We start from the raw sequence: 25897 nt of genomic DNA, 5'->3' as shown, positions 1-25897 counted from the left end.
AAGAATAAGTTTCAATTGATTTGAATGGCAATTTTAGGGACATTACTCAAGAAGGGAATCATGTTGCGCGAAAGTTTGGAGCAACTATATACTTCACCACTTGAATTACAGAAGCAAGAGCTAAGAAATTTACTGATACAATGTCAGACTACTAAGTTTGGTCAGACTCATTCTTTTGATGGTATTCTTACCTCCTTTAAGAGTGGGAAGGATGACTTTTACGAATCTTTTGCGGCAAATGTCCCGATCCATGATTATGATAAAATTTATCAAAATTGGTGGCATATGGCCAAAGAGGGTCAGGGAGATGTGTGTTGGCCCGGGAAGATCAAATACTTTGCGCTCAGTTCAGGAACTTCCGGAGCTTCTTCAAAATATATCCCAATTACACGAGACATGGTGAAGTCAATCAGGAAGACTTCAATGAGACAGATTTTGACTATGAGCAAGTATGATTTGCCTGCATCGCTATTTTCGAAAGGTATTTTAATGCTTGGAGGTAGCACAGATCTGAAAAGAAGTGGTCATTATTTTGAAGGCGATTTGAGCGGAATTACAGCGGCACAAATTCCGTTTTGGTTTCAGCACTTTTATAAGCCCGGGAAAAGGATAGCCAAGACAAAAGATTGGCATGACAAGCTCGATGAAATAGTAAAGAAGGCTCCTGATTGGGACATTGGAATAATTGTCGGAGTTCCTGCATGGCTCCAGATCTTGATGGAACAGATCATAGAGAAGTATAAAGTCAAAACGATACATGATATCTGGCCAAACCTTCAAATCTTCGTTCATGGTGGTGTGTCATTTGAGCCATATAAACGTGGATTTGAAAAGCTTTTGAGTAGGCCATTGAATTACATGGAGACCTATTTAGCATCTGAAGGATTTCTTGCTTTTCAGGCTTATCCTAATAGAAGATCCATGAGATTGGTGCTAAACAATGGAATTTTTTACGAGTTTGTACCTTTTACTGAATCCAACTTTGATGAAGATGGAAAGATAAAAGAGGATGCTGAAACTTTGAAGATTGACGAGGTAAAGGAAAACAAAGAGTATGCATTATTAATAACTACAAATGCAGGAGCCTGGAGATATATGATTGGCGATGTGATAAAATTTGTTTCGGTCGAGGAAAGTGAGATTATGATAACAGGAAGGACCAAACTTTTCATGAGTTTATGCGGTGAGCACTTGAGCCTTGATAATATGAATAAGGCAATAGAATTGGTGGAGGAAGAAATGAAAATTGACATTCGGGAATTTACGCTCTTGGGGGATAGATCTGGAAGTCTGTTTGCACATCGCTGGTACATAGGCACAGACGATGAAGTGGATAAAAAACTTCTTTGTGAGCGAATAGATTATCATTTAATGGAGCTCAATGACGACTACAAAGTAGAGCGAGGATCTGCCCTCAAAGAAGTCAAAGTAAGCATCCTGCCAACCCAGATTTTTTACAATTGGATGGAATCTCAAGGAAAAGTTGGGAGTCAAAATAAATTTCCTCGTGTACTTAAGAAAGAAAAGGCACAACTTTGGAGAAATTTTCTAGACGAACAAAATACAGGGACTAACTAAATGCCACCAATAATAAACGGACTGATTTTCGGCCTCATCTTTCTTTTTGCGATCGGACCGGCATTTTTTGCACTTATCCAAACAAGTATTCAACAAGGCTTAAAGAAGGCAATATTCCTTGCAGTCGGAATATCTACAAGCGATGTTTTCTATGTGATAATCGTCTTGTTTGGGATGTCTAAGGCATTGGAAACAGATGATTTTAAATTTTGGATGGGGATTTTTGGGGCAATTATGCTTGGAGCATATGGTCTTTATTCTTGGTTTAAAACACCAAAAATTCAAAATGAGACTGCAATGGTGAACGATTCAAATTTTGCTAAACAGTTCGCTAAGGGCTTGCTTCTCAACGGACTAAACCCGTTTATTATCGTTTCTTGGGCTACCTGGGTTAGTGCGATAGCTATCAACTTTGAGTATGGGTTCAATCAGCAGATCCAATTTTTTGGAGGAATGTTAATAACCATTTTTAGTATGGACGTAGGCAAGGCATTCGTGGCTCACCGATTAAAACATTTGATTACAGTGAGATTTGTTCGAAACATGAACAGGACGGTTGCAATAATTCTTGTGCTTTTCACCTTTCAGATTTTGTATTTCCTTCTAAGGAACTATGCATAAAAAAACGCATCCCAAAGTTTGAGACACGTTTTTACTCTTAAAAACCTAACCTAAATTTTTTGGCTATTGTATCGTAAAACCGAATATTTTCTCTTCGGTAACCGTATTTACAACAACCGTATAGGTGCCTTCACTAAGGTTTGTGATTTTTGATAAATCGACCTTGACACCATTAATTTCTTTTACTTCCTCGTTCAGGTAAAGTTTTATTTCCTGCTTCTGGGGATTTGTTAACCAAACTTTGGTTCCTTTAGTGAATACAGGCTGACCGCTTTCTACGGCTACTGCTTTGTCGCTAAATTCGAGTGCTACATCAGATGGCTGATCTGCGGTACTGTACGATACAACGAAGTTGAATGAGAATACCGACACGAGGATTGACACAAACTTTATCATAACTGCTTTCTTTATTCTATACAACACAAAAAACGAGAAAAACCCTGACTTAGTATCAGGGTTTTAGCTAAGTTGACTTAGAAATTAGTTGAAATGCTGAAATCTATCGTTTAGGCTTTTAAATCTCTCTTGTTAAGAATCCAGGTAATAAAAAGCATGAAAAGTGCCCCCCAGCCTAGCGCAATCAGCCATTCATACCAGTATACTGAATCTTTAATTTCTTGGAATAAGTAGCGTGCAAAAGGGCTTTCGTAAACTTTTCCGCAAAGTTTTTCTATTGAATAGATAGGGAAAAATTTCACTATTCCTGCTGTGTAATCTCTGGCGAATGGAGCAAACTCCAGAATAGAAGTTACTATCGGCTCAAAAACCAGGCTGTAGAGCATGGTTATCACGATAGCAAAGCCCGCCTTCTTGATGATCATTGCCAAGCTGAATGCAAACAAGCAAAACACTACAAGCTGTAGAAAGTATGCCAGGAGAAATTCAAAGTCTGCAAAAATGTATTTCAGGTCTGTGACGTGGGAATATATCAGCCCAGCTATCAGCCCAGATCCAAAGAGTACAAGCGTGCAAACACCAGCAAGGAAAAGGATCAAAGAGAGCTTGGAAAGCAGAAATTCCCGCTTGCTGATTCCATCAATAATGTTTTGTCTCAGTGTGTTGTAAGAGAGTTCATTGTTCACCGATACAATTACGATGAAGGATATGAGAACCTTAACGAAGGAAGCCAACCAAACTGAATTCTGCCAGATATCCGGGAAGTCATAGATGGGAAGGATTGTTGGATCGATCCCATCAAAATCTGCTCCTTTGCTTTTGAGCCATTCCAGGAAGAAGATGCCTCCGTTGGTAATGATCAATTGTGCCAATAAATAAAGTCCAAACAGAATCCAAAAAACCCTGTAGTGCTTCAGCTTCAGCCATTCAAGTGTAAAAGCTCTAATCATTTTCTTTTAAGATTTTTAAGAATTCTTGTTCTAGTGATTTGGACTGAGGAATTAGCTTATTCAGGGCAATGCCTTGGTCAAAGCAGAATTGGTTGAGGCGGTCAGACGAGTTTCCTTCTTTTAAATAAGCCATTAAAGATCCATTCTGTTTTTCGATTTTCTCTAGCCCATCAAATGTTTGAATGGACTGATTGAGTGCTTCCAAATCAGTTGCTGATATTTCAACTGCATTGGTCTCACCTAGAATATCGCTGACTGATCCTTCATGCAGTTTGACGCCTTTTCTAAGAATACAGAAATCGGTACATACCTTTTGAACTTCATCCAGCAAGTGGCTGGCCATGATAATTGTTTTGCCTTGTGCAGCAATATCCCTGATCAATTGCCTCACTTCAGCAATTCCTTCCGGGTCTAAACCGTTAGTAGGCTCATCCAGCATAAGCACTGGTGGGTCCGATAGTAGGGCGGCTGCCAGCGACAACCGTTGTTTCATTCCCAAGCTGTAAGTTTTGAACTTGTCATTTCTCCTTTCGTAGAGATTGACTTGTTTAAGGATTTCATCGATTCTTTTTGTATCACAATTCTTGATGTGAGCAACTATTCGAAGATTTTGAGTAGCAGTTAGGTAGCTATAAAAACAAGGCGTTTCAAGTATAGAGCCAATCTTTTGACGTGCTTCAACATTATTGATTCCGCCAAACCATTCAAAGCCACCGCTAGTAGGTGCAACCACTTCCAGGATCATACCCAAGGTTGTTGTCTTACCACTCCCATTCGGTCCAAGAATACCATACACCTGACCTTTTTCGATAGTCAAATCAAGCTGGTCTACCGCTGTAAGCTTCCCGAACCGCTTAGTGAGTTTATTGATTTTTAATACACTCATTTGAAATTGAATTGATCGGTTAGCATTGGTAACATATCTGAACTTTGGAAACTTTCCAGAAGGGTAGGTATTTTCCCAAATGGGATGTCTCCTCGGAGGTAAAATGCAATAGCACTGCCTTCGGCGGACATGATGCCAACGTATTCTTCTTCTTTGCCTACGATTCGCATCTCCTGCTTACCGAAGATGGTTATATACTCTTCAAATCCCTCAGATTCGTAGTTTTTCAAGAGCTCTTTATAACTCTTAGATGCGACTGTAGCTGAGTCCAGCGTATAAATGAGCACCTTTTCAATATCGTTGACCATCTCATTGAAATTGGGATCTTGAGCCAGATTAACCATCCGAAGTGTGCTTGGATACAAGCAGATAGGATTCATCCAGCGAGTAGGCCTTCGTGGCTCGGCAAAATCTTTAATTATGGATTCCTGAGCGAGTGTTGGCAAAATTATCATTGCCAAGATAGTAGCAAGTAAGTATTTCTTCATTTAGTAGTAGAGCGTGAGAGCACATTATAACAAAAATAAAGGCGGGTAGAAATTATTTTCTTGCCCACCTTCGTCATCTAACTTATTTTTTATTCATTGTCATCATCATCGAGATTCTTGAGGTATTTAAGCTCACTCATTCTCATCATGCTGGCAAGCTTAGAAACTTGTTTCAAATCGATAATTCCGTATAGGCTGACCATTGCGAATTTTTCTTTTCCTCCAGCAACTAATATCAATTCTTCAATGATTCCGTCTTTCTCCTTGATGGAAATCTTTACATTTTCCTCGGCATCCTTTACCGTCATTAGTTCTTCGTATCCAGCTTTGGACACATCGCTAATTGCACTGTTGTAGAGGCCTTTAGGATCAGAAACTTTTTCGCTTGCAACTACTTTCATACCCTTAAGCTTGCTGATTACATCAAGGAATTCTTTTTCATCTTCCGTATTTCCTTCCATTTCAGTGAAGAGTGAAAACATCTTACTGCTCACAGAAACTTTGGTAAAGGTTTCGTCATCTTCGTATTTATCGAAGTATTTGGAAACTACTGCTCCCTGTCCGAAGGCAAAGCCAGCAACAGAAAGAATAAACATGGTTAATACAATCTTTTTCATCGTTTTATTTTTTAAAAGGTCTTAAAATCAAGGTTTTGGTTTTCTTTAGAACTCAGGATTCTTCCTGCAATTCTTCCTTTGCTTTGTTGATCTTGGTAAGCTCCAATGTGTGGCTCTGTCCTTGATTTAGTTCAGCTCCAATCATCATCAATGCTTCTTTAGTAGCTTGGAAAGCTTTTTCTGGATCATCAATCGCGAATGGGTCTTTCTTCGCATCGTTGAATACCAACGCTGCGGTAATTACTCCAATCGTGATCGTAGCTGCTGCAGAAAGCCAGGCTTTTCGTCTACTTACCGCTTTTGATCCTTCGTACTTCTGCGATTTCTGCTTAGCAAGGAATCGGAAGTAATGACTTTCATTGTTGAGCGCCGGGTTGGACTTGAAATGTGACTTGATCACTTTCTCTTCCTCCAGACTGGTCTCTCCATTCCAGTATTTTTCCAGTAGTTTATCAATTTGCGATCCCATATGCGTCTATTTTTTGCATGGCTTCTTTCACTTTTTTCCGAGCTCTGTGAATGTTGACTTTGACATCACTTTCACTGATCCCGCATGTTTCAGCTATATCCTGATAGCTCATGTCTTCCACTTCACGAAGGTGGAAAACCTCCTGCTGCTTGGCCGGTAATGTATTGAGCACTTCCTTCATTATTGACATAAAATCATCGGTGATGGCTTGCTCTTCTACCGTCCCTGAATATCTCATGTTTACCACTTTTTCGTCCAGGTCTGCGTATCGGTTTCTTCGTAAGATTTCGATGCATCTGTTTCGGACAATGCGAAAAGCCCACGCGTTGACTTTTTCAACTTTATCCAGGTCCTTACGAATACTCCAAATTTTCGTGAGGCAGTCCTGTACTACATCTCTTGCAGTCTCTGGTTCATGTACTATCGATAACGCGTACCGAAACATGCCGTCAGATGCTGGAAGTATGTGCTTATGGTATAGGTTTTGTGACATTCAGCTAGATGATGTAGAGGTCAGACGAAAAGTTACAGGAAGATTGAAAAAAATAAAAAAGGCGACTCCTGGAGCCGCCCAAATCGCATAAGCCTAAGCTAATGCTGCCTTAGTTTGTCTTTATGATTTGCTTTCTGATGGTCTGCTCATCAGATGTTACTTCAAGCAGATAAACACCTGCATTCATCGCCGATAGATCAAGATATCCTTCCTTCATACTTTTCTCGATCAGTACTTGTCCATCCAGATGGATCAATCGAATGGTTGATTCCTGATCGGCTTCTATCATTAATCGGTCGATCACAGGGTTAGGGTAGTAGCTCACGTTGATTGCCGGTTCGATTGCAAGTGCCTGCTCCGGTTCAGTCACTTCAAATGAAACACTTTCAGATGCCTCCAGGTAATTTTCATTTCCGGCCTGGGAAACAGTTACAGTGACCGTTCCTGCTTCACCTGTCAGTGTGATGGTTGATCCTTCGTTAGTGGCAGGTCCTTCAACAGAATAGGAGAGCGGTAGCTCAGAATCTACTGTAGCCACTACTTCAAAGGGGTCGTCTGTGGTTAGCTTATCTTCAATCGTCTCTATTGAAATGATTTGATCGGATATAGTAATGGTGAAAGAGCGGGAGACCACTTCGGCGGGATTGTATTGCTCATTTCCGGGTTGTGACGCTTCGATGGTGACTTCACCCACACCGATCATGGTTACTTCATCATTGATGATCTCTACCAGGTCTGCACCATTTGTGACAGTGAAATCAACATCCAGTTCAGAGGAAGCGGTGGCAGATAGTGTAAAAGAATCACCGTAGACTTTATTAGCAATTGCATCGAAAGTGATGGTCTGATTTTCCTTAGAAGTCACCTCAAATGATATTTGCTCGCTGGCAGGCAGATAATTGGTGCTACCTGCTTGAGAGACTGTTACGGTTACGGTTCCTTCTGTACCGTTCAAAGTAATGGTGTTACCTGAGTTTGTAGCAGGGCCAGACACACTGTAATTCAAACTCAATTGTGAATCTGTTGAAGCCATAACATCGAATGGTGAATCAGTCGTGGACTTGTCTTCAATAGGATCAATACTTATGGTTTGATCTGCCTTGTTGATAGTGAAAGATCGGCTTACCGTCGGCGCAGCATTGTAAGTGTCATCACCATTCTGAGTGGCCTGTACGGTGACGTTACCTGTTCCAATTGCAGTCAATTCACTGCCACTTTTATTGACTAAGGAAGCACCTTCAGTGATAGTGAAAACAACCGTGAGACCCGAACTTGCGGTGGCTGTTAGTGTTCCAGATTCTCCAAATACGATATCATCGATTTCTTGAAAGGTGATGGTTTGATCGGTTTTGTCTGGACTGCTAACGATAAATGATGTAGTTGAAGAGGCGGCATTGTAGTTCTCATTGCCCGCTTGGCTCACTTGTACCTGTACTATGCCGACTGTTCCTGTTAGTGTAATCATATTTCCGTTGATGGTGGCAGGACCCGACAAGATTTCATACGTAAGTGGTAATTCTGAATCCACGCTTGCAGACACGTCAAAAGTAGGATCGGAAATCTCTTTATCGCCAATGGGTGCAATGGATATCACCTGATCTGCCTTACCCACTTCTATTACTTTTACGATGCTGGCAGGTAATATATTTTGGTTACCTACCTGAATGGCACTTACAACGATTTCTCCTGCACCCAATATGGTTAGTTCACTTCCATCAAGAGATGCAGGTCCGTCAATTAATTCAAACGCTACAGGCAGTAGTGAAGAGGAGGAGGCGATTAGATCAAATGGTTCATCTCCAAATACTTTTCCATTAATATCCTGAAAATCTATGCTTTGGGTGGCAGGCCTGATCGTGAGTGTACCTCTTTCGTAAATGAATTGATACAAATCATCATTTCCACTATCAATAAATATGGTATAGTCTCCTACATCGCTGTTTGATGTTGCATTAGATCTAGTTGAGGGTTGCTGATCCAAGTCGCTGATGGATTCTCCTGGTGCGAAACCTTCATAACTTACGGTATATGGGGGGAGCGGATCGCCGTAGGTAATTACTTGGTCATCGGCACGAGCCGTCAGGCTAGCTTTGCTGACCTCAAACCCTATCGTTTTGAAAGCCGCCATACTATAATTTTCATTACCTACCTGAGTGGCTTTCACTGAAATATCACCTATTCCTGTGATGGTTAGTTTATTTCCATCTATAGTGGCCGGACCAAAATTAACCTCAAAGTCAACTGGCAAAAATGAAGTTGAGGAAGCAACGAGATTTATCGGATTGCTCGTATATGGCTGATCCGGGATATCAGTAAATGTGATAATTTGACCGGCTTGATTGACGGTGAAGGAACGCTGAACAGAAGTTGGATTATAATTACCATTACCTGTCTGCCTGGCTTCAATGGTCACTACACCTGCACCTGTGATGGTTACAGTATTCCCCAGGATTGTAGCCGGACCTGAGATTACTTCACTGAAAACGGATAACTCAGAGGATACTGTCCGAGGATCAATAGTAAAATCAGGAGCACCAAACGTTCTATCTGAAATGGTAGAAAATATGATATTCTGATCCGCCTTGTTAACGGTAAATGATTGGCGAACGGGTATAGCTGGATTGTAAGTAAGGTTACCTGCCTGCGTGGCTTCAACCACAATTGTACCGGTACCATTGAAGCTCACAAACTCACCATTCCCAACGATAGTTGCAGGTCCGGAAATCACCTCATATGTAATATCCTCTCCTGATGTCGCACTTGCGCTTAAAGCAACAGTAGCAAAATCATCAAAAGACCTATCGGCTATTTCAGGAAAATTGATGGTTTGATCCAGCTTGGATAGTGTGAATAACCAATTTCCTTCCTCAATCCCCTCAAACCCGTTTTCATTAAGATCCTCTAGTCCTAAATTGGGTGATACTCCAGGCATGGAAAGACTGTATATTTTACCTCTTTCCAAATCACTAGGAAGGTCTATGGTAATTGTGTTTCCTGATAGTGTAACAAATGCATCTCCTAAATCTAAAAAGTACTCTAAAGAAAAATTTTCGCCATCTGTACTGGATTTCAGAGTAGCAATCTGCGCACTCGCACTCTCGCCAAATACATCTTCGCTGAATTCCATTATTATATTGTCTCCAGGCTGTACATCATCAGCATCTGGCAATGGCGACACAGAAAGTAGTTTGGGAGCTACATTGTCGTTAGGATCTCTGGTAGAGATGACCCATTCTCCCTGAGCGATACCTGCAAACGGGTTGCCTGCTATATCAGTCAAAGCGCCCGACTCAATAAAAACATAAGCTTCAGCATTCTCAAAAAAATCATTGTCTGGATTAATGGTAACAGTATTGCCGCTAAAAACTAAATCGTCAGTCAGGCTTTCTTTTCTTGATCCACCTATCGCATTGAACAACGAGATGTCTCCGGGACCATTTGTTACAGGCTCACTGAAAGTAAGAACGATATTTGCGTCTGTTGCCACAAAAGTAGCATTGTAATCAGGTGTGACAGACAGTAAAAAGGGTGCCTCATTATCTGTACTTGATATTCCAATGGAAAACTCTTGCGTAAGCTGATTGTCACCCTCGTCTGTTAGTCGCACACGAATATCGTAGCTATTTTGGGTGGCAAAATCATAGATTGCATTTGCCTTTAGTAGATTATTTTCTAGGTAAAAAGCTGCATTATCAGGGAAAGAACCATTATCTATCAACTCATACGTGTAAACACCACCGTCAATGTCAGTTGCGGTGAAGCTTCCAATAATGTCACCAATTGCATTGCCTTCCGCCAGCGTACTAGTACTTAGATCGAAATCCGTTGGAGCTACAACGGGCGCAGCTTCTGTGGTGAAGTCCCAATCACCCTTTGCCAATGCATCTCCAAGATTGAGCGCCAGATCCGTAACAACTCCAGATGATGAATAAATATAATACCGGGTGTTGTATTCCAATGCCTCCTCGATGGTGATGGTTACTGTACTTCCTGAATAAACCACGTTATCAGCAGACGGATAAATGAAGCCACCAATTGGTTGGTCCGTATCAAATTTTCTCAATTGGTAGAAGCCGTTCGTACCCTGCAGAATTGGCTCATTGTATGTTATTTGAAGAGACAATCCAGATGAGATGGAGACATTATTAGCACCGTTGGCAGGTGTATAGCTACTTGCCGATGGGATAGTATTATCTGTATCGTTTTCATCAATTACATTGATCGTAAATGATCTCACCAACTTATTATCATCCTCATCAGTCAGCTCCACCTGGATTGAATAACTGGTTTTTAATTCGAAATCATAAGCAGTATTGGCGATGAGTTGATTTGCCGAAATAGAGAAAAATGAGTTATCAGGAAAACTGCCGGTATTTACCAATTCATAGCTGTAAGAACCTCCATCGGTATCGGTCGCAGTAAAGATGCCTATCAAATCTCCAACTGCATTGTTTTCAGTAATGCTTGTGTTACCAAGGGTGAAATTTGTTGGAGCTGCTACTTCTGCTATATCCGTGATGCTTATCGTGAAGTTTCGAAGCAGACTATTCCCAGCCTCATCTGTTAATTCTATTTGGATGGAATAACTTGATTTCATTTCAAAATCAAATATTTGGCTGGCTCTCAAGAATATATTACCCGAGATATAAAATGCTGAGTTATCAGGAAAACTTGCATTATCAGTTAGTTGATAGGTGTATGCTCCACCATCTTCATCTGTAACAGAAAAAAGGCTAATTACTGCGTTCTCTGCATTGTTTTCCTGAAAGCTGGTATTGGTCAGATTAAAGTCTGTAGGTGCTACTGGTTCTACACGATCACCAATAGCAATATCGATGGTTTTAGCTAATACATTGTTTTGTTCATCGGTGAGCGCTACCCGAACCGAGTAGCTCGACTGACTCTCGTAATCAAATACATCCTCTGCGATCAACTGATTTCCGCTAATGCTAAAAGCACTATTATCAGGAAAGCTCTCATTGTCAACTAGTGCGTAGGAATACGTGCCTCCATTAGGGTCTATGGGTATGAAACTACCGATTAAGCTTCCAATTGTATTGTTTTCTCCAATGGATGTCTGAGTGATATTGAAGTCTGTGGGTGCACCGGAAAGCTCAGTTCCAGTAATAAAAATGTACGCAATGGAAGTGGTCATGTCAAGGTAATTATTCCCGGCCAGATCAGCCAGACCGCCCAAAGCGAGCTGTACATAGTACCTGGTGTCTGCTGCTAAAGTACTGTTGGGGTTTATAGTCAGTATATTTCCATCTACTGATGGCGTGGAACTCCATGTCTCTCCATTGCTATCCAGCCTGATTCTAATTTTGCCAGGGTCAAGGATTTGCACCTCCTCATCGAAAGTAATAACGATGTTATCAGACCTGGAAACATTTATTGCACCATAAGATGGGGATAGCAATTCTGCGACAGGACGTTTAGTATCAAACTCTGATTCGGTTGTGAATCCATAGCTAGAGGTCAGACCTCCAAAGTCATTTCCTCCAGTGTCAGTTATTCCTCCAAAAAGATACGTTACATAATAGGTAGTCAAATAGGATAAGTTTTCTGTCGGGTTAATGATGACATCAGACCCACTGGCAGTTACGCTTGCTGGAACTACAGCGTTGCTTCCTGATACCTTGAGTATAATTCTGCTATCATCTGCGATAACAACATTTTTATCAAAAGTCCATACAATATCTCCTTCGATAGGTATGCCAGTCGCATCATCTTCAGGACTGAAGGTCTGGAGTACAGGTTGTGCAAATGAAGTGGAGAGATTTAAAAGAAGGTTGAATAAAAGAAAAGGAATAAAGATTGGTAATTTTTTCATGGCATATGCGATTTTGTTCAACCCTTAATAGCGGAGAAGTGGAGAGGTTAACAGCAGAGTAAAAATTTTTTTTCGAGGAGGTGTTAACTATTTTGGCTGATGAAACACTAAATAGTGGAAGCAACCAGTGAAAGAAATATTATTGATCGGTTATCTCAGGGTGACGAACATGCTTTTAAAAAGGTGTATAGCCTCTACAAGAAAGAGGCTAGAAACTGGTTAATGAAGCATTTTGGTGATGATAATTTATTTGAAGATGTGTATCAGGATGCGGTCATTGTATTGTATGAGGCGGCTCTCGATGGGAAGTTGGCTGATTTGAAATGCACACTTAAAACCTATCTATTTGCTGTTTGTAGGAATCAATTGCTCAAGAGATTTAAGCTTCAAAAGCGACAAGACGATAAAGTGGACGAAGTTCAGATTTATTATCGGGAATGGGTCGAAGAAGAGGAAGGGGAAAATGAATTGACACAACAGTTGAAAGAGCACTTTACTGCCATGAAAGAACCTTGTAAGTCGATACTTAAGCTGTTTTATTATCAGTCGATGAGCTTACAGCAGATTGCGGTGACGCTTGGTTATTCAGATAAAAATGTCCTAAAAGTGCAAAAATCAAGGTGTGTTAGATACTTAAAAGAGAAGGTATGGAAGAAATAGAGCGGATACGGGCATACATCACCAATGAACTTTCTCCGAAAGAAAAAGCGGACTTTGAGGCTGATATGGATAATGATGCTGAATTAAGGGAAGCTGTAGAAAAAGAGCATATGATGATGAAAGGAATCGCCTTTGCCGAAAGAGATCGGTTGAAAAATATGCTGCAAAAGGATAGCGCTCGTTCAAAGTACTGGTATGTAGCAGCAGCATTGATCCCACTCCTGATTATCAGCTACTTTTTCTTTTCAGACTCAAGTAGCCCACAATCAATTTATACCGATTATTACGAGCCTTATGGAGTATATGAATTTGGAGAGGTAAGAGGAGGTGATGTTAGCAATGACTTGGAGAGAGAAGCTTTTTCAGCTTATCAGAATGGAGAATACAACGAGGCATATGATCTAATGCTTCAGTTGCAAAGTGAGAATAATCAGGCAGGATATAACCTGTATGCAGGTATTTGTTTGATTGAATTGGGAAAATATAAAGAAGCTCTTGATGAGCTAAATCAAATTTCCGAGTCATCCAAGTATTTTAAAATTAGTTTATGGTACCGAGCACTCATCCATATTAAACTTGGTCAAATCAACAATGCTAAGGAAATATTGAGCATAGTTACAAGCCAGGATGATGGATTGGGAGCCAAGTCGAGAGATATTCTCGATCAGCTTTGACGTTTCCTAGCTGCGAGGAAAATAACGATTAGCACAGGGAATATCAGCAACCACCATTTACGACTTTCTTCATTTGAATTCAGGGGTTCCGGATTGCCCATAAATGTAAATCCAGCCCAGTAATACGGATGAGATTTTACAGGGTCTGCGTTTTTTAGATACGTAAGTTTTGCCTGTCTTAACGCTTCATCTTTGCTTAATCCATCATTCAGGTTTTTATATAAATATCCCATTAATTCAGCAGTAGATTCATCATTAACTTTCCAGTGACTCATGATTAAGTTGGGACACCCCGCATACAAAAAAGCCTTTCCAAGGCTTTGTAATCCTTCTCCATTCTGGATTTTACCCATTCCGGTATTGCAGGCACTCAGCGTAACCAAGTCTGAGTTAATATCCATGTTGTAAATTTCATATGCATGCAAATCACCATCGTTGAGTGTATCATTTTCGATGTTGAACATCAGTCTGGATTTATCAGGTTCGCGATCATTCATGATTGCATGGGTAGCTAGGTGTATCAGGGAATATTCTCCAGCTATATTTTTGAAATTGCTTTCACTCGCCTCCTCATTTAGGTAAGATCTGCCTTTTAGAAATTTCAGAACTGTATTGACTTCTTTCAGTGCTCCCGGTAGTTGACTGATCTCTCCTCTTACCGGATCTTCCGTCAAGCTAGCGTTAAAGCTTGGGGCAAAACCCACGTACTGGTTCGCTGCCTTCTTCTTTGCTTCATAAGCAAGTAAAAACTGCTTGATGCTATACGAATAAGTAATGGCGTAATCTTCCAGGAGTATCTTTTCCGAATCATCCATGAGGAGTTCAAATGGGATCAATGCAAGAGTATTATCCGGGATAATCACGAGTTTGGAATTAGGTTCCAAGACAGGTTTTACCTCTTCGAATAGAAGTTGGTAGAGCTCCTTTGAAGCATCAATATATTCTTCATTGACGTTAATGAGTCCATCCCTGAAACGACTAATTTGTTCATCTAAAAACGCCTTTGAACCTAGTTCTTTTTTAAAAGTGCTGAGTTTATTTTTCGTAATTAGAAATGAGTAAATCGCATCATCTACTACAAAGTAGCTTAAAATATTGAGGTCTTCTTCTTCCGATAGTTGTTTCAATCGATCCAGATCAACTTTTACTGGGCTATTTCTCAAGGAATAATAGGAGGGGTATTCATTTTTTAGAACTTTCTCTAGTTCATTTATTTCCCTATTAATGGCAAATCGTTCCTCTTCAATGACCACTTCAATTGAGTCGTTCTCTGCGGTCTTGTTTTTATTCTTTGCCAATTTATCTAGTAATACTTTTTCTCTGAGAAGTAAGGAATCGGGCACCTTTGCAAAGCTTTGAGCATTCATTCGTTGCAGTTGATCGACCAATAAGTTACCCTTCGCAGACTCTGCAAACTGGAAGGCTTTGCCCATTAGATTTTTATCATTCGACTCGTTAGAAATGAGACTAATTGATTCACTAACACCAAGCCCCATAAAATGATGGTAGCGCTCTACTAGGTTTTCCAGATCAGTTCTATTTGAAAAATCTTCTTTCACCTGCGAAGTGATTTTGATAAGCGTGTCAATATGTTGGATAATCATCTGAGGCGCACTCTTAGGATTGATTTCCCTAAGAAGTTCAATCTTTAAATCTATAAGCTCAAACGTTTTTGCAATTACATTGTAGCTATTAGAAAATGGAGGTAGGTAAGGATCTTTGGTTAACATACTACCATTGCTAACCATTGCCTTATTTATCGCATCTAATGCTTCCGTGTAGAATCCCTCTGCGAAATAAAGCTTAAACAAATTCCTGTAGGTGTTGCATTGTATGTTTCCAATTTCACCCATTTTTTGGTTATGAATATTGAGAGACTTATTCAAATAGGTAAGTGATTGCTTGTAATTTCCAGCTAACCGATTTAAGGCTCCAAGGTTTGAATAAGTCTTAGCTATTTCAATATGGTTTTCTCCATATTTTTCTATTTTTTTTTCAAGCGCCTGTATTAGAAAAGCTTCAGCTATTGACGCTTCGGAAGTACGAAATGAACTATCGTCGCGCATGTATGATACACCTATATTCTCTAAAGCATTGATGGCGTATGCATGATTTTCGCCTAGTGAATTGCTATATACTTCAAGTGAATTTCTGTAATAATAAGCTGCGGAATCATAATTTCGATATCGATATTCAACACTTGCTAGATTAGCGTAAGTACTACCAATAGTGAAGTGACCGTTAGGATACAACTCGCTTCTAATTCTCAGTGATTTCAAGGAGTGTTCTCTTGATTTTTCCAGCTGGCCTAGCCCCATATATGCGATTCCTGCATTTTCGAGCAATAGCGCTGTTATTCGATTCTCACCATACTCTTCGAGTGACATCTCAAGGCCTTTAAGCGAATGTTCCAGCATCTTCTTATAATCACTAAACTTGTAGTAGATAGACCCTATATTCAAGTGAGCATTGATTTTCCGATTAATGCGAAACCCGTTTTTTTCGTAAATATCATTGGCTTGAAAACGGTATTCCAGAGCTTTTGCATAGCTACCCATCCTGTCATAAAGGACTGAAAGGTCTGCTAGGATTTGCGCATAGGCATTATGGGTTTTTCCATACTTTTCTTCTCTTATATCACGGGATTTTAACATGAATTTTTCAGATAATTGATAATCTGAAATATATTCGTAAACAATTCCTAGTTGCCTACAAACCACATCTAATCTCTTGTTTTGATATTTTTCTGACAACTTGTAGGCCATCTTGCAGATATTTTCTGCTTCCTCATAATCCTCTTGGAATATGTAACACCAGCTTTTTCCTACTAATGTTTCGACATGTCTGGCGCTATCTTTAATATGTTCAAAAAGAAACAACGCAGAATCAAATTTTATTTCCGCATTTCTAAAATCTGTATTCCTCCTAAGTAAATCAAATGCTGCCTGATAATACCCTTCAGCACGCTTTGCTGTGATGCTGTCAGGTTCACTTGTAGAAACCTCTTGAGCAAGCGATAGTATCGAGAAAAATAATAGGTATACGCTGATTGAAATTTTAGCCATGGTCAGGTTATAGGATTGGTGTTTAGACTTTTAAGTTATTAAAAAGCTAGCACCTAATTCAAACCACTTAAGCTATATGATTGGCTTAGTCAGTTAAAACATTAGTTACAAATGTTGACTTAGTCAGTAACCAAAGTAGCAAAAACATAGCGGCCCACTTCAAATAGACATAGTAGAAATCTGTTGTATCCTTATATCGCGTCTCCTTAATATCGGCCTTTTCCAGACGATCAATCTCATCAAATACCTGGACAAGCGCTTCTTTGTCTGAAACACGATAGAATTTTCCATTGCCAATTTTGGCAATTTCTCTAAGAGTAGACTCATCAAACGTATTTTCAACTAATCTTGGTCTTCCGAAAAAGTCGGTTCCAAAAGGCACTTTCCCATCTCTACCAATGGCGATCACATACATTTTAATGTTGTAGGCATTTGCCAAATTGGCTGCCGTGATTGGATCTACATTTCCGGCTGTATTGTCACCATCACTTAAAAGAATCATCACTTTTGATTCTGACTCAGACTCACGCAGAAAATTGATACCGGAGGTTACAGCATTTCCAATCGCAGTTCCTCTGCTTTCTATCTTATCAAAATCAATATCCTCAATTAGCTCATAGAGTAGACCATAGTCCGTTGTGAGTGGGCACGAGGGTAGTGCATCGCCGGAAAATATGACCAATCCAATTCGATCCTGGAATCTGCCTGCAACAAAATTTCGAGCGACTTCTTTGGCGGCTTCCAATCGATTAGGAAGAAAATCCATAATCTGCATGGACTCTGAAATGTCAATATTCAAAACGATATCAATACCTTCACTCCATTGCTCCACTTGCTCATTGGTTGTTTGTGGACGAGCCAGGCTAGTCATAATTAAGAGAAGACTTAGGATAAAAAAGATTGGAGGAATAAATCTCAAATAGGTAATAGGGTCGCTGCTCAAGTCCTTCTTTGTGAGTGCAACAGGCAGTTTTTGATTAAACCGTGTAACGATTAGCCACCTCAATAAAAATAATACAGGGATAGCAAACATGGCATAAAACCAAAGTGGGTTGGCCCAATCAAAATTCTGAAGAGTGGATGGCGTAAACCATTCGAATGAAAACCAATCAATTGTCTTATTTTCCATTTTTGATCTCCTCTACTTTTTTCGAATATCGATCTTGTGTAAAATCATCGATTTGTTCAAAATCCTGGAAAACATCTTCTTGTACTCGTTTTCCATAAACTACTCGATCAACAGATCTTAAAGGTTTCTCTAATTCCTGAGCAAAATCCTGACTTAAAATTTCCTTTGTGGTCAACACGGAAAACGGCACTTTATCCAATTTTTGTTGATAACTCTTCCATAGCACCAATGCCTTTTCTGCAAGATCTGGATCGGGATCTACTTTAAGCTTCTTTATATATGAGTTGAATACCTCCGAGAATTGCTCATACTGGGTGCGCAACCTCCTTAGCTTAAACCATTTGATGATTCGCTTTCCAAATATTAATAGCAAGATGATAGATAGTAGTGCGAGTCCGCCAAGGATGTAATACATCAATGGATAATTGAACTGTGTATCTACAAGTTGATAATCTAGGTTGGTTTTGAGTGCAGTGGTGTCAGTGATAACCGGAGCAAGCTCAGTTAGATAGATAGAGTCGAGAGGTGTTTCAAGCACTAGAGAGTCGCTTCCATTCAGAACTATTGCCGGCAATTTCAGATATTGAACCTGATCGATCTCAAATGATTGAATCGTGTAGATCGTGCTATCATACGCCAGGTCACCTTTGATTTGAGTAGGAAAGTACTGTTTTCCATTGATCTCAAATGGATTGAATGAATAAAGGCTGTCAGGAAAAACCATTTCCATAGAAGGAGGATAGGTTGCAGACATCCAAAACCTTACGTCTTGTCCGATAAGCAGACTATCTTCAACAAAACCTCCTTTTACAGAGATTTCCTGTGCATGCAAATTCAATGTGCACAGAATAGCAATTGCAGCCAGCAAACTTTTACCTTGTCCTTCTCGCATTACTTCTATTTCTATGTCTGAATAGTTTGATAAGCTTAGGTACGTAATCATCTTCAGTACCTATGGATACATAGTTTACATCATTTCTCTTGCAAAAATTTTCCAGAGAGTCTTTGTTTTTGCCATGTGTTTTATCAACCGCATTTTTGAATTCTTTGGAAGAAGTATTGAGCCATACAGTCTTACCTGATTCTTTTTCATATAAAGGAACAATACCTAGATGTGGTATGGCGGACTCTCGCTTATCAGAAATATGAACCACTACTAAATCGTGCTTTCTGGCAAGCCCACGCATGGAATGTGTAAAATTTTCATCAATAAAATCCGATATGATGAACACTATGGCTTTCTTGTTGAGCAGGTTTAATGTGTACTTGATACCTTCATCCAGATTAGTCTTTCTTGACTTAGGCTTGAGTGTAAACATTCGATTAATTATTTCATAAGCATGCTTAACCGTTTTACTAGGCTTCACGTAATCCTCAACCTGATCAGAATAGCACAAAAGTCCAACCTTGCTGCCTTCTCGAATAGCCGATAGCGCTAGTAATCCTGCCATTTCTTTGGCCAAATCAATTTTTTGCCGATTATCTTTTCCAATTTCCTGAGATGCGGACACATCCAGCAGGAAAAACACAGTTTGTTCCTTCTCCTCAATAAATGTTTTCATGAAAGTGCCATGACCTTTGGCAGTAACCTTCCAATCAATGTTTCGAACATCATCACCCCATTGATAAGGACGCACATCATCGAATTCCAGTCCAGATCCTTTGAAGATGGAATGGAAGTCCCCCTGCATCTGCGAATTAATCGCTTTGCGAATGCGTATCTCGTACCTTCTTAGTCTTTTAAGGATATCCTTCATATTGAGTTTTTTGCGCTATCAAGTTTGGCATTAATATGGCATCATTGATAATTGCAATGCATGTATGATCTTTGCCAAAGATCAAAACACGCTTTGACCTTCAAAATTATATTTTCACGAATTTATAGACTGATTTGAAAAACATTTTTTTAACCGCTCTTGTAATAGTTTGCTCATGCTCTGGCTCAAATGAGCCGGATGACCTTATTGGCCGTGAACAAATGGTGAAAGTAATGACAGAAGTTCATTTGCTTGAGGCCAAAATCAATAAAGTGCCTGTTGCACCTGTTGATAGCACGCAAGCTGTGTACGATCACTACGAAAAACTGTTGTTTAAAGATTTGGGAATTACCCAAGATCAATATGAGCGGAGTTTCAACTATTACGTGGATAATCCGAATGAATTTGAAAAGATCTACAGTGCGGTGGTGGACTCTTTAATGGAAAAAGAGAAAAGATTTAAAAAGTGAAAGTCTATCCGAAGGATATAGAGGAGAAGCTTGGTTTTGATCAAATTAGGAATCATTTGATTGGTTTTTGTCAAAGTGAGCGTGGAGAGCAGTTAGCAAAAAAAGCAAATCCAACTGAGCGTTTCGAGACTCTAGAAAAGTGGCTGAATCAGGCAAAGGAGATGATTCGGCTGAAAGGCAACTCAGATGATAAAGTATCATTTGAGTTTCCTGATATGGATGAATACCTCATTCGAATAAAAGTCCCCGGCTCATTTCTTGATCCACAGGATTTTCATGAGTTAAAACGCGGAGTAAATACTTTAACTACCTGGGTTCTGTTCTTTCAGAAAAAGGGAAGTGAGTATCCGGAACTTTACGACATTTCTAATGCAATAGAAATTGACCCAAACCTTTCGATTCATATAGACAAAGCAATCGATGATCGAGGTGAGGTTAAAGATTCGGCATCAAAAGAACTATCTGAAATTCGGTCCAAAATATCTAAGTCAGAACGAGCGGTACGCTCAGCGATTCAAAAAATTCTAAAAAAAGCTAAAGAAGACCAATTTACAGACGACGATAGTACGCTCACTGTTAGAGATGGACGATTGGTAATCCCGGTTAAAGCGGAGCACAAGAAACGAATTCGAGGCTTTGTTCATGATGAATCCGCGACTGGACAGACGGTATATCTCGAACCAGGTGAAGTATTGGATTTGAATAATCAAGTTCGAGAGCTTAAATACGCTGAAAAACGAGAAGTTATTCGGATTTTGATTGCGTTATCAGATCATGTCAGGGCAAACTTGTCTGACTTGAAGAATGGTGCTGGTTTGCTTGAAAAACTTGACTTTATTCATGCAAAAGCACTTTTAGCTAGTCAATTAAATGGAGTTATTCCAAACATCGACAAATCGAATACATTTCGAATGGTGAACGCAGTGCACCCGCTTCTTTACTTGTCTCATCAAGACAGTGCGAAGCCTGTGATTCCATTAAACCTGGCACTAGATTACGAAAAACGAATATTGATTATCTCAGGTCCTAATGCCGGCGGTAAATCTGTGGCTCTAAAGACTGTGGGTCTTCTACAATACATGCTACAGACAGGCCTTCCTGTATCTGTGAACGAGGAGAGCACCATGGGCACGTTCTCATCCATTTTTATAGACATTGGAGACACACAATCCATAGAGGACGATTTGAGTACCTATAGCTCTCACCTCACTTCTATGAAACATTTTCTGGAGCATACGGATAAGAAATCTATGTTTCTTATTGATGAATTTGGAAAAGGAACCGAACCGCAATTTGGTGGAGCCATAGCAGAGTCTGTTTTATCGGAACTCAACAAGAAGAAAGCACATGGCATTGTCACCACACATTATCAAAATTTAAAGAAAGTAGGCGATGAAACTCCCGGGTTGGTAAATGGTGCAATGAAATATGATCTCGAAGCACTGGAGCCTCTTTTCGAACTCGAAGTTGGCAAGCCAGGAAGCTCATTTGCATTTGAGATTGCTAGCAAAATTGGTTTACCGGATCGGATCATTGATTCTGCGCGTAGCAAAATTGGAAGCTCACATGTAGCTTATGACCAATTGTTAAATCAGCTCGAAAAGGAAAAATCTCGATTTGAGAAGTTGAGCAAGAAGCTAGAGAAGGATCAGTCTGAAATAACCAAAGTTCGCAAGGACTATGAAGACCTTCGCAGTATGTTGGAGGAGGATAAAAAGCGAATTATCAAAGAGGCAAAGAAAGAGGCGAACCACATTTTGGAGAATGCAAATAAGGATGTGGAGCGCGTGATTCGTGAGATTAAAGAAAGTAAAGCTTCAAAGGAGCGCACCAGGGCTATCAGAGAAGAACTGGCCAATAAGAAATCTAAATTCAAGGAGAAGCTACCTAAAGCTAAGGTTGCCTTAAAAGAGGCTGATGTGGTTAAGGTAGTAGGGCAGGAAACAACCGGAACAATTCAAAAAATCAAAGGAAAGCAAGCCGAGGTATTGTTTGGCTCCATGAAATCCATTGTTTCAATTGACAAACTAGAAAAAGCTCAGGCAGCACCACAGGTAAGCTATCAAAAGAAAGTAAAGAAATTAGGGATTGACATAAGTCAAAAGATGGCCAACTTCGATCATGAAATATCGATTCGGGGAATGCGGGCAGACGAGGCGATGAGCAAAGTGGAGACCTTTATAGACGAAGCACTTCTGGTGGGAGTTGATGAGATACGAATCGTACACGGTAAAGGTCATGGTGTATTGCGAGAGATTGTGAGAAATGTAACCAAAGGCCACCCAAGTATCGCCAGCGTGGAGGATGAGCATGCCGATCGAGGAGGAGCTGGGATCTCCATTATTAAGCTTCAGTGATGAATTATACTTTAAAGCAACTAGCGCTTAGAAATGGTAGCGACCGGGAAGAGATATGGATTGCCTACAAAGGGGTCATATATGATGTTACCAAGTCGAGGTTATGGAAAGGAGGTACCCACTATGAGCACTGGGCAGGTCAAGACCTGACCGAAGAATTGAAAGATGCACCTCACGATACAAAAGTTTTTGAGAAATTGCAGGTAATTGGACACCTGAAAAAATGAAGATAATAGAGTCTGGAATTAAAGATGTGAAAGCGCATCAAAGCGTGAAAGTCATCATGCCAAGCAACCTGTATGGTTGTGAATTGGCTGAAAATGTCTTCGTTGGACCTTTTGTAGAGATTCAAAAAAATGTAAAGATTGGAGCACGCACGAAGATCCAATCCCATGCATTCATTTGCGAGTTGGTGACTATTGGTCAAGATTGCTTCATTGGTCATGGTGTCATGTTTATCAACGATGTGTTTTCATCAGGAGCACCAGCAGGAGGAGACACTTCTAAATGGGAGACTACCACCATTGGCAGCAATGTCTCAATTGGTTCAAATGCGACTATCCTTCCAGTTAAAATTTGTGATAATGTAGTCATTGGTGCCGGAGCAGTAGTAACAAAAGACATTAACCAGACGGGCATCTATGCCGGGAATCCAGCTAAAAAGATTCGAGAGATATGAGTATTCCGTTCGTTGATCTGAAAGCACAGTATGAATCAATAAAATCAGATATTGATCAGGCAATTGCAACAGTAATTAGTGAGACATCCTTTATTGGGGGAGAGAAAGTCAAATCATTTGAAGCCGATTTTGCTGATTATGTTGGAACAAAACAATGCATCGGTATGGCAAACGGTACCGATGCAATTGAAATAGCATTGAAGGCTTTAGGCATTGGAGAAGGTGACGAGGTTATTGTCCCTGCATTGACATGGATCAGTACAGCGGGAGCGGTAAATGGAGTCGGAGCTGAACCCATTTTTGTGGATGTGCTGGAAGATGAAAGGACCATCGATCCAGCCCTAATTGAAGAAAAAATAACAGAAAGAACCAAAGCAATTATCCCTGTCCATTTATATGGTCTTCCCGCAAGGATGGATGAAATAATGGAGATTGCTAAAAAACATAACTTATATGTTATTGAAGATTGTGCGCAAGCACATGGCGCAGAATTCAATGGTCAAAGAGTAGGCACATTTGGTGAAATAGCTACTTTTTCATTTTACCCAGGAAAGAATCTGGGTGCCTATGGAGATGCGGGTGCTGTTGTCACCAATAGAGATGACTTGGCTGAAACGTGTCGTATGCTGGCAAATCATGGTCAATTGAGCAAGCATGATCATCGTATAATTGGTAGAAATAGTCGTTTAGATACAATTCAGGCTGCTATCTTAGCTGCCAAATTGCCAAATGCAGAATCGTGGACAGAATCGCGCATTCAAGTAGCCAAGTGGTACAGCGAGAAACTTGCATCGGTAAAAAAACCAGTGACGCCAGAAAACATGCGACACGTTTTTCATCTCTATGTGATCCAATCAAATCGAAGAGATGAGCTGATGAGCCGACTAAAAGAAGTCAATATAGGCTGTGCCATTCATTATCCGACTCCCATTCCTCACCTCAAAAGCTATGCTTATAAAAAGCATCGACAAGGAGAATTTCCAATCGCGGAAAAACTATGCAATGAAATACTTTCTTTGCCCATGTTTGCAGAGTTGACTGAAGAAGAAGTCGATTGGATTTGCGAAATTTTAAACAATAAGAACTGATTAATTTTAGTAAATAATAACCTCTTATATATGTTCCCCACAATAAAAAACTTGTTTTTCGGATTTCTTTTGATAGCAATAGGTATCTCTATTTCATGTGCAGAAGACGATGCATCATCAAATTCAATACCTGTTATTGAAGATCAATCTTTTTCAGTAGAAGAAAATGCACCTTCTGGAACCATTGTCGCTACAGTGATTGGAACGGATGAAGACTCGGAACATGAACTTACATTTAGAATACTAGCTGGCAATAGAGATAATGCTTTTTCTCTTGATTCAGATGGCACGTTAACAGTTGATAATTCTGAAGCTTTAGACTTTGAAACAAATCAAGAATTTGAATTGGCCATTGAGGTAGAAGATGATTTTGGAGCTAAAGCTACTGCAGTAATAACCGTGACTGTATTGGATACAGATGAGGTTCATACGGTAAGTGATGAAGAATTTGTAATTGATGAAAACCTTGCCAATGGATCAATAGTTGGAACCATGTCCTATCAAGACCCAGAGGATAGTGACAATATTGTATTCTCGATTATTTCCGGCAATACAGACGATTCATTTGTAATTAGCTCAGAGGGAGAGCTTCAAGTTAATAATTCCGATGGTTTAGATTTTGAGACCAACCCATCATTTACATTAGGTATAAGTACCGTGGTAAATCAAGGAATAGTAGTTGAAGCCATTGCAAAAATTCAATTAAATGATGTAAATGAGATTCACACGGTTGATGATCCAGCATTTACAGTTATAGAGAAAAGCCCCAATGAAACACTTGTAGGCAAAATTTCCATAGAAGATGTCGATGTGAACGCGACATATGATTTTTCTATCATAACCGGAAATGATGATGATGCCTTTGAAATCAATGAAGATGGAGAAGTATTGGTATTGGCTGGTTGTGCATTGGTCTATGAAGATATTTATACACTTGATGTCACTATTTCGGATCAGGATTTTAATGTTAATTCGACAGTTACGATCAATGTCACGGAAGAGGATTTCGGCAGTGGATTAATCGCGTACTACCCTTTCGATGGTAGTGCTGATGATAGAATCAGCAGCAATAATGGAGTGGTCAATGGCGCTACCTTAACTACCGATAGGAATGGCTGTAGCAATTCGGCATATAGTTTTGATGGAATCGATGACTATATTGATATAGATCCCTTAATAAATGATGTAGTAACAAACTCCACTGGATCAATTGTCTTTTGGATTAAACCAGAAAATGCGAATGCTGAATTTGGAAAATATGTAATTTCATTTGGAGATACTGATATGAATAGGTGGTTGGCAATAAGAGTGGGACAGTCAAGATTGAGATTTTTAGCGCAGGATAATGGCTCTCTTTTATTTGATAGGTATACTGATGATGAATACTTTGAGAATGATGTCTGGACTCATGTTGCGTGCATACAAGATGGTGCAGGAGCCAAGATTTATATAAATGGCGAATTGATAATATCTAATCCTCTGGGATCAGAGAGTAACGAGGGAGGCTGGTTTGATGACTACCCTCAAATAGATAATGCTAGCTTAGGGTACATCTATCAAAACAATATAACACAAGGTTATTTTGACGGGGCTATAGACGAGCTGAGAATTTATAGTAGAGCTCTTTCTTCATCTGAAATTGAGTTATTATATGTAAAAGACAATCAGTAATAGGCTATCTGCAAAA

General features: G+C 39.8%; 22 protein-coding genes. 10 read left to right on the top strand and 12 right to left on the bottom strand.

Annotated features, from left to right (window positions below):
* The first annotated feature begins 24 nt into the window (after positions 1 to 24).
* Both ACL8WY_RS04470 and ACL8WY_RS04465 read left to right on the top strand, forming a co-directional pair.
* Positions 25 to 1578: a GH3 family domain-containing protein gene (locus ACL8WY_RS04470; protein WP_436517223.1), complete on the top strand. Its 1554-nt coding sequence runs from the start codon at positions 25 to 27 to the stop codon at positions 1576 to 1578.
* A complete protein-coding gene (locus ACL8WY_RS04465; RefSeq protein WP_436517222.1) occupies positions 1579 to 2199 on the top strand; it encodes a LysE family translocator in 621 nt (206 codons plus the stop codon).
* A 63-nt stretch (positions 2200 to 2262) separates the two neighbouring features.
* Here the strand turns inward: ACL8WY_RS04465 and ACL8WY_RS04460 are convergent, their stop codons facing one another.
* The 8 genes from ACL8WY_RS04460 to ACL8WY_RS04425 form a co-directional block, all read right to left on the bottom strand.
* Positions 2263 to 2595 (bottom strand): hypothetical protein, encoded by a 333-nt coding sequence (locus ACL8WY_RS04460; RefSeq protein WP_436517221.1) that lies wholly within the window; start codon positions 2593 to 2595, stop codon positions 2263 to 2265.
* Positions 2596 to 2705: 110 nt separating this feature from the next.
* On the bottom strand, positions 2706 to 3545 hold the full coding sequence (locus ACL8WY_RS04455) for an ABC transporter permease (RefSeq protein ID WP_436517220.1): 840 nt from the start codon (positions 3543 to 3545) through the stop codon (positions 2706 to 2708).
* Positions 3538 to 4431, bottom strand: coding sequence for an ATP-binding cassette domain-containing protein (locus tag ACL8WY_RS04450; RefSeq protein WP_436517219.1), 894 nt, complete (start codon positions 4429 to 4431; stop codon positions 3538 to 3540). Before ACL8WY_RS04450 ends, ACL8WY_RS04455 begins: the two co-directional genes overlap by 8 nt.
* The gene (locus ACL8WY_RS04445; protein WP_436517218.1) at positions 4428 to 4919 is read right to left on the bottom strand and encodes a hypothetical protein; all 492 of its coding nucleotides are present in this window, start codon (positions 4917 to 4919) and stop codon (positions 4428 to 4430) included. The genes ACL8WY_RS04450 and ACL8WY_RS04445 overlap by 4 nt, the downstream gene beginning before the upstream one ends.
* Before the next feature lie 89 nt (positions 4920 to 5008).
* Entirely contained in the window at positions 5009 to 5536 is a 528-nt protein-coding gene (locus tag ACL8WY_RS04440; protein WP_436517217.1) for a DUF4252 domain-containing protein, read from the bottom strand.
* 52 nt (positions 5537 to 5588) lie between these two features.
* The gene (locus ACL8WY_RS04435; protein ID WP_436517216.1) at positions 5589 to 6005 is read right to left on the bottom strand and encodes a hypothetical protein; all 417 of its coding nucleotides are present in this window, start codon (positions 6003 to 6005) and stop codon (positions 5589 to 5591) included.
* On the bottom strand, positions 5989 to 6498 hold the full coding sequence (locus ACL8WY_RS04430) for an RNA polymerase sigma factor (protein WP_436517215.1): 510 nt from the start codon (positions 6496 to 6498) through the stop codon (positions 5989 to 5991). The genes ACL8WY_RS04435 and ACL8WY_RS04430 overlap by 17 nt, the downstream gene beginning before the upstream one ends.
* 109 nt (positions 6499 to 6607) lie before the next feature.
* Positions 6608 to 12331: an Ig-like domain-containing protein gene (locus ACL8WY_RS04425; RefSeq protein WP_436517214.1), complete on the bottom strand. Its 5724-nt coding sequence runs from the start codon at positions 12329 to 12331 to the stop codon at positions 6608 to 6610.
* A 114-nt stretch (positions 12332 to 12445) separates the two neighbouring features.
* Here ACL8WY_RS04425 and ACL8WY_RS04420 point away from each other — a divergent pair, with 114 nt between their 5' ends.
* On the top strand, positions 12446 to 12991 hold the full coding sequence (locus tag ACL8WY_RS04420) for an RNA polymerase sigma factor (RefSeq protein WP_436517213.1): 546 nt from the start codon (positions 12446 to 12448) through the stop codon (positions 12989 to 12991).
* Complete coding sequence (locus tag ACL8WY_RS04415) at positions 12979 to 13665, top strand: CDC27 family protein (RefSeq protein ID WP_436517212.1); 687 nt, start codon at positions 12979 to 12981, stop codon at positions 13663 to 13665. The genes ACL8WY_RS04420 and ACL8WY_RS04415 overlap by 13 nt, the downstream gene beginning before the upstream one ends.
* Here ACL8WY_RS04415 and ACL8WY_RS04410 read toward each other — a convergent pair.
* The 4 genes from ACL8WY_RS04410 to ACL8WY_RS04395 form a co-directional block, all read right to left on the bottom strand.
* A complete protein-coding gene (locus ACL8WY_RS04410; protein WP_436517211.1) occupies positions 13656 to 16730 on the bottom strand; it encodes a CHAT domain-containing protein in 3075 nt (1024 codons plus the stop codon). The two genes, ACL8WY_RS04415 and ACL8WY_RS04410, sit on opposite strands and share 10 nt — an antisense overlap.
* An 85-nt stretch (positions 16731 to 16815) precedes the next feature.
* Complete coding sequence (locus tag ACL8WY_RS04405; protein ID WP_436517210.1) at positions 16816 to 17859, bottom strand: vWA domain-containing protein; 1044 nt, start codon at positions 17857 to 17859, stop codon at positions 16816 to 16818.
* Positions 17849 to 18751, bottom strand: coding sequence for a hypothetical protein (locus ACL8WY_RS04400; protein WP_436517209.1), 903 nt, complete (start codon positions 18749 to 18751; stop codon positions 17849 to 17851). Before ACL8WY_RS04400 ends, ACL8WY_RS04405 begins: the two co-directional genes overlap by 11 nt.
* On the bottom strand, positions 18732 to 19616 hold the full coding sequence (locus ACL8WY_RS04395; protein WP_436517208.1) for a DUF58 domain-containing protein: 885 nt from the start codon (positions 19614 to 19616) through the stop codon (positions 18732 to 18734). The genes ACL8WY_RS04400 and ACL8WY_RS04395 overlap by 20 nt, the downstream gene beginning before the upstream one ends.
* A gap of 134 nt (positions 19617 to 19750) precedes the next feature.
* On the opposite strand from ACL8WY_RS04395, the gene ACL8WY_RS04390 reads away from it, so the two are divergent.
* Genes ACL8WY_RS04390 through ACL8WY_RS04365 form a run of 6 tightly spaced genes read left to right on the top strand, consistent with a single transcriptional unit; the run spans position 19751 to position 25881 of the window.
* Positions 19751 to 20086 (top strand): DUF4296 domain-containing protein, encoded by a 336-nt coding sequence (locus tag ACL8WY_RS04390; RefSeq protein WP_436517207.1) that lies wholly within the window; start codon positions 19751 to 19753, stop codon positions 20084 to 20086.
* The gene (locus ACL8WY_RS04385) at positions 20083 to 22443 is read left to right on the top strand and encodes an endonuclease MutS2 (RefSeq protein WP_436517206.1); all 2361 of its coding nucleotides are present in this window, start codon (positions 20083 to 20085) and stop codon (positions 22441 to 22443) included. The genes ACL8WY_RS04390 and ACL8WY_RS04385 overlap by 4 nt, the downstream gene beginning before the upstream one ends.
* Positions 22443 to 22670, top strand: coding sequence for a cytochrome b5 domain-containing protein (locus ACL8WY_RS04380; protein WP_436517205.1), 228 nt, complete (start codon positions 22443 to 22445; stop codon positions 22668 to 22670). The genes ACL8WY_RS04385 and ACL8WY_RS04380 overlap by 1 nt, the downstream gene beginning before the upstream one ends.
* Positions 22667 to 23122, top strand: coding sequence for an acyltransferase (locus ACL8WY_RS04375; RefSeq protein WP_436517204.1), 456 nt, complete (start codon positions 22667 to 22669; stop codon positions 23120 to 23122). The genes ACL8WY_RS04380 and ACL8WY_RS04375 overlap by 4 nt, the downstream gene beginning before the upstream one ends.
* Positions 23119 to 24210: a DegT/DnrJ/EryC1/StrS family aminotransferase gene (locus ACL8WY_RS04370; RefSeq protein WP_436517203.1), complete on the top strand. Its 1092-nt coding sequence runs from the start codon at positions 23119 to 23121 to the stop codon at positions 24208 to 24210. The genes ACL8WY_RS04375 and ACL8WY_RS04370 overlap by 4 nt, the downstream gene beginning before the upstream one ends.
* A gap of 30 nt (positions 24211 to 24240) precedes the next feature.
* Positions 24241 to 25881 (top strand): cadherin domain-containing protein, encoded by a 1641-nt coding sequence (locus tag ACL8WY_RS04365; protein WP_436517202.1) that lies wholly within the window; start codon positions 24241 to 24243, stop codon positions 25879 to 25881.
* Positions 25882 to 25897 lie beyond the last annotated feature (16 nt).

Source organism: Ekhidna algicida, from assembly GCF_051379705.1.
In the GTDB taxonomy this organism is placed as follows: domain Bacteria; phylum Bacteroidota; class Bacteroidia; order Cytophagales; family Cyclobacteriaceae; genus Ekhidna.
The sequence above is the reverse complement of the archived record's forward strand: the minus strand, read 5'-3'. Positions and strand labels throughout refer to the sequence as shown.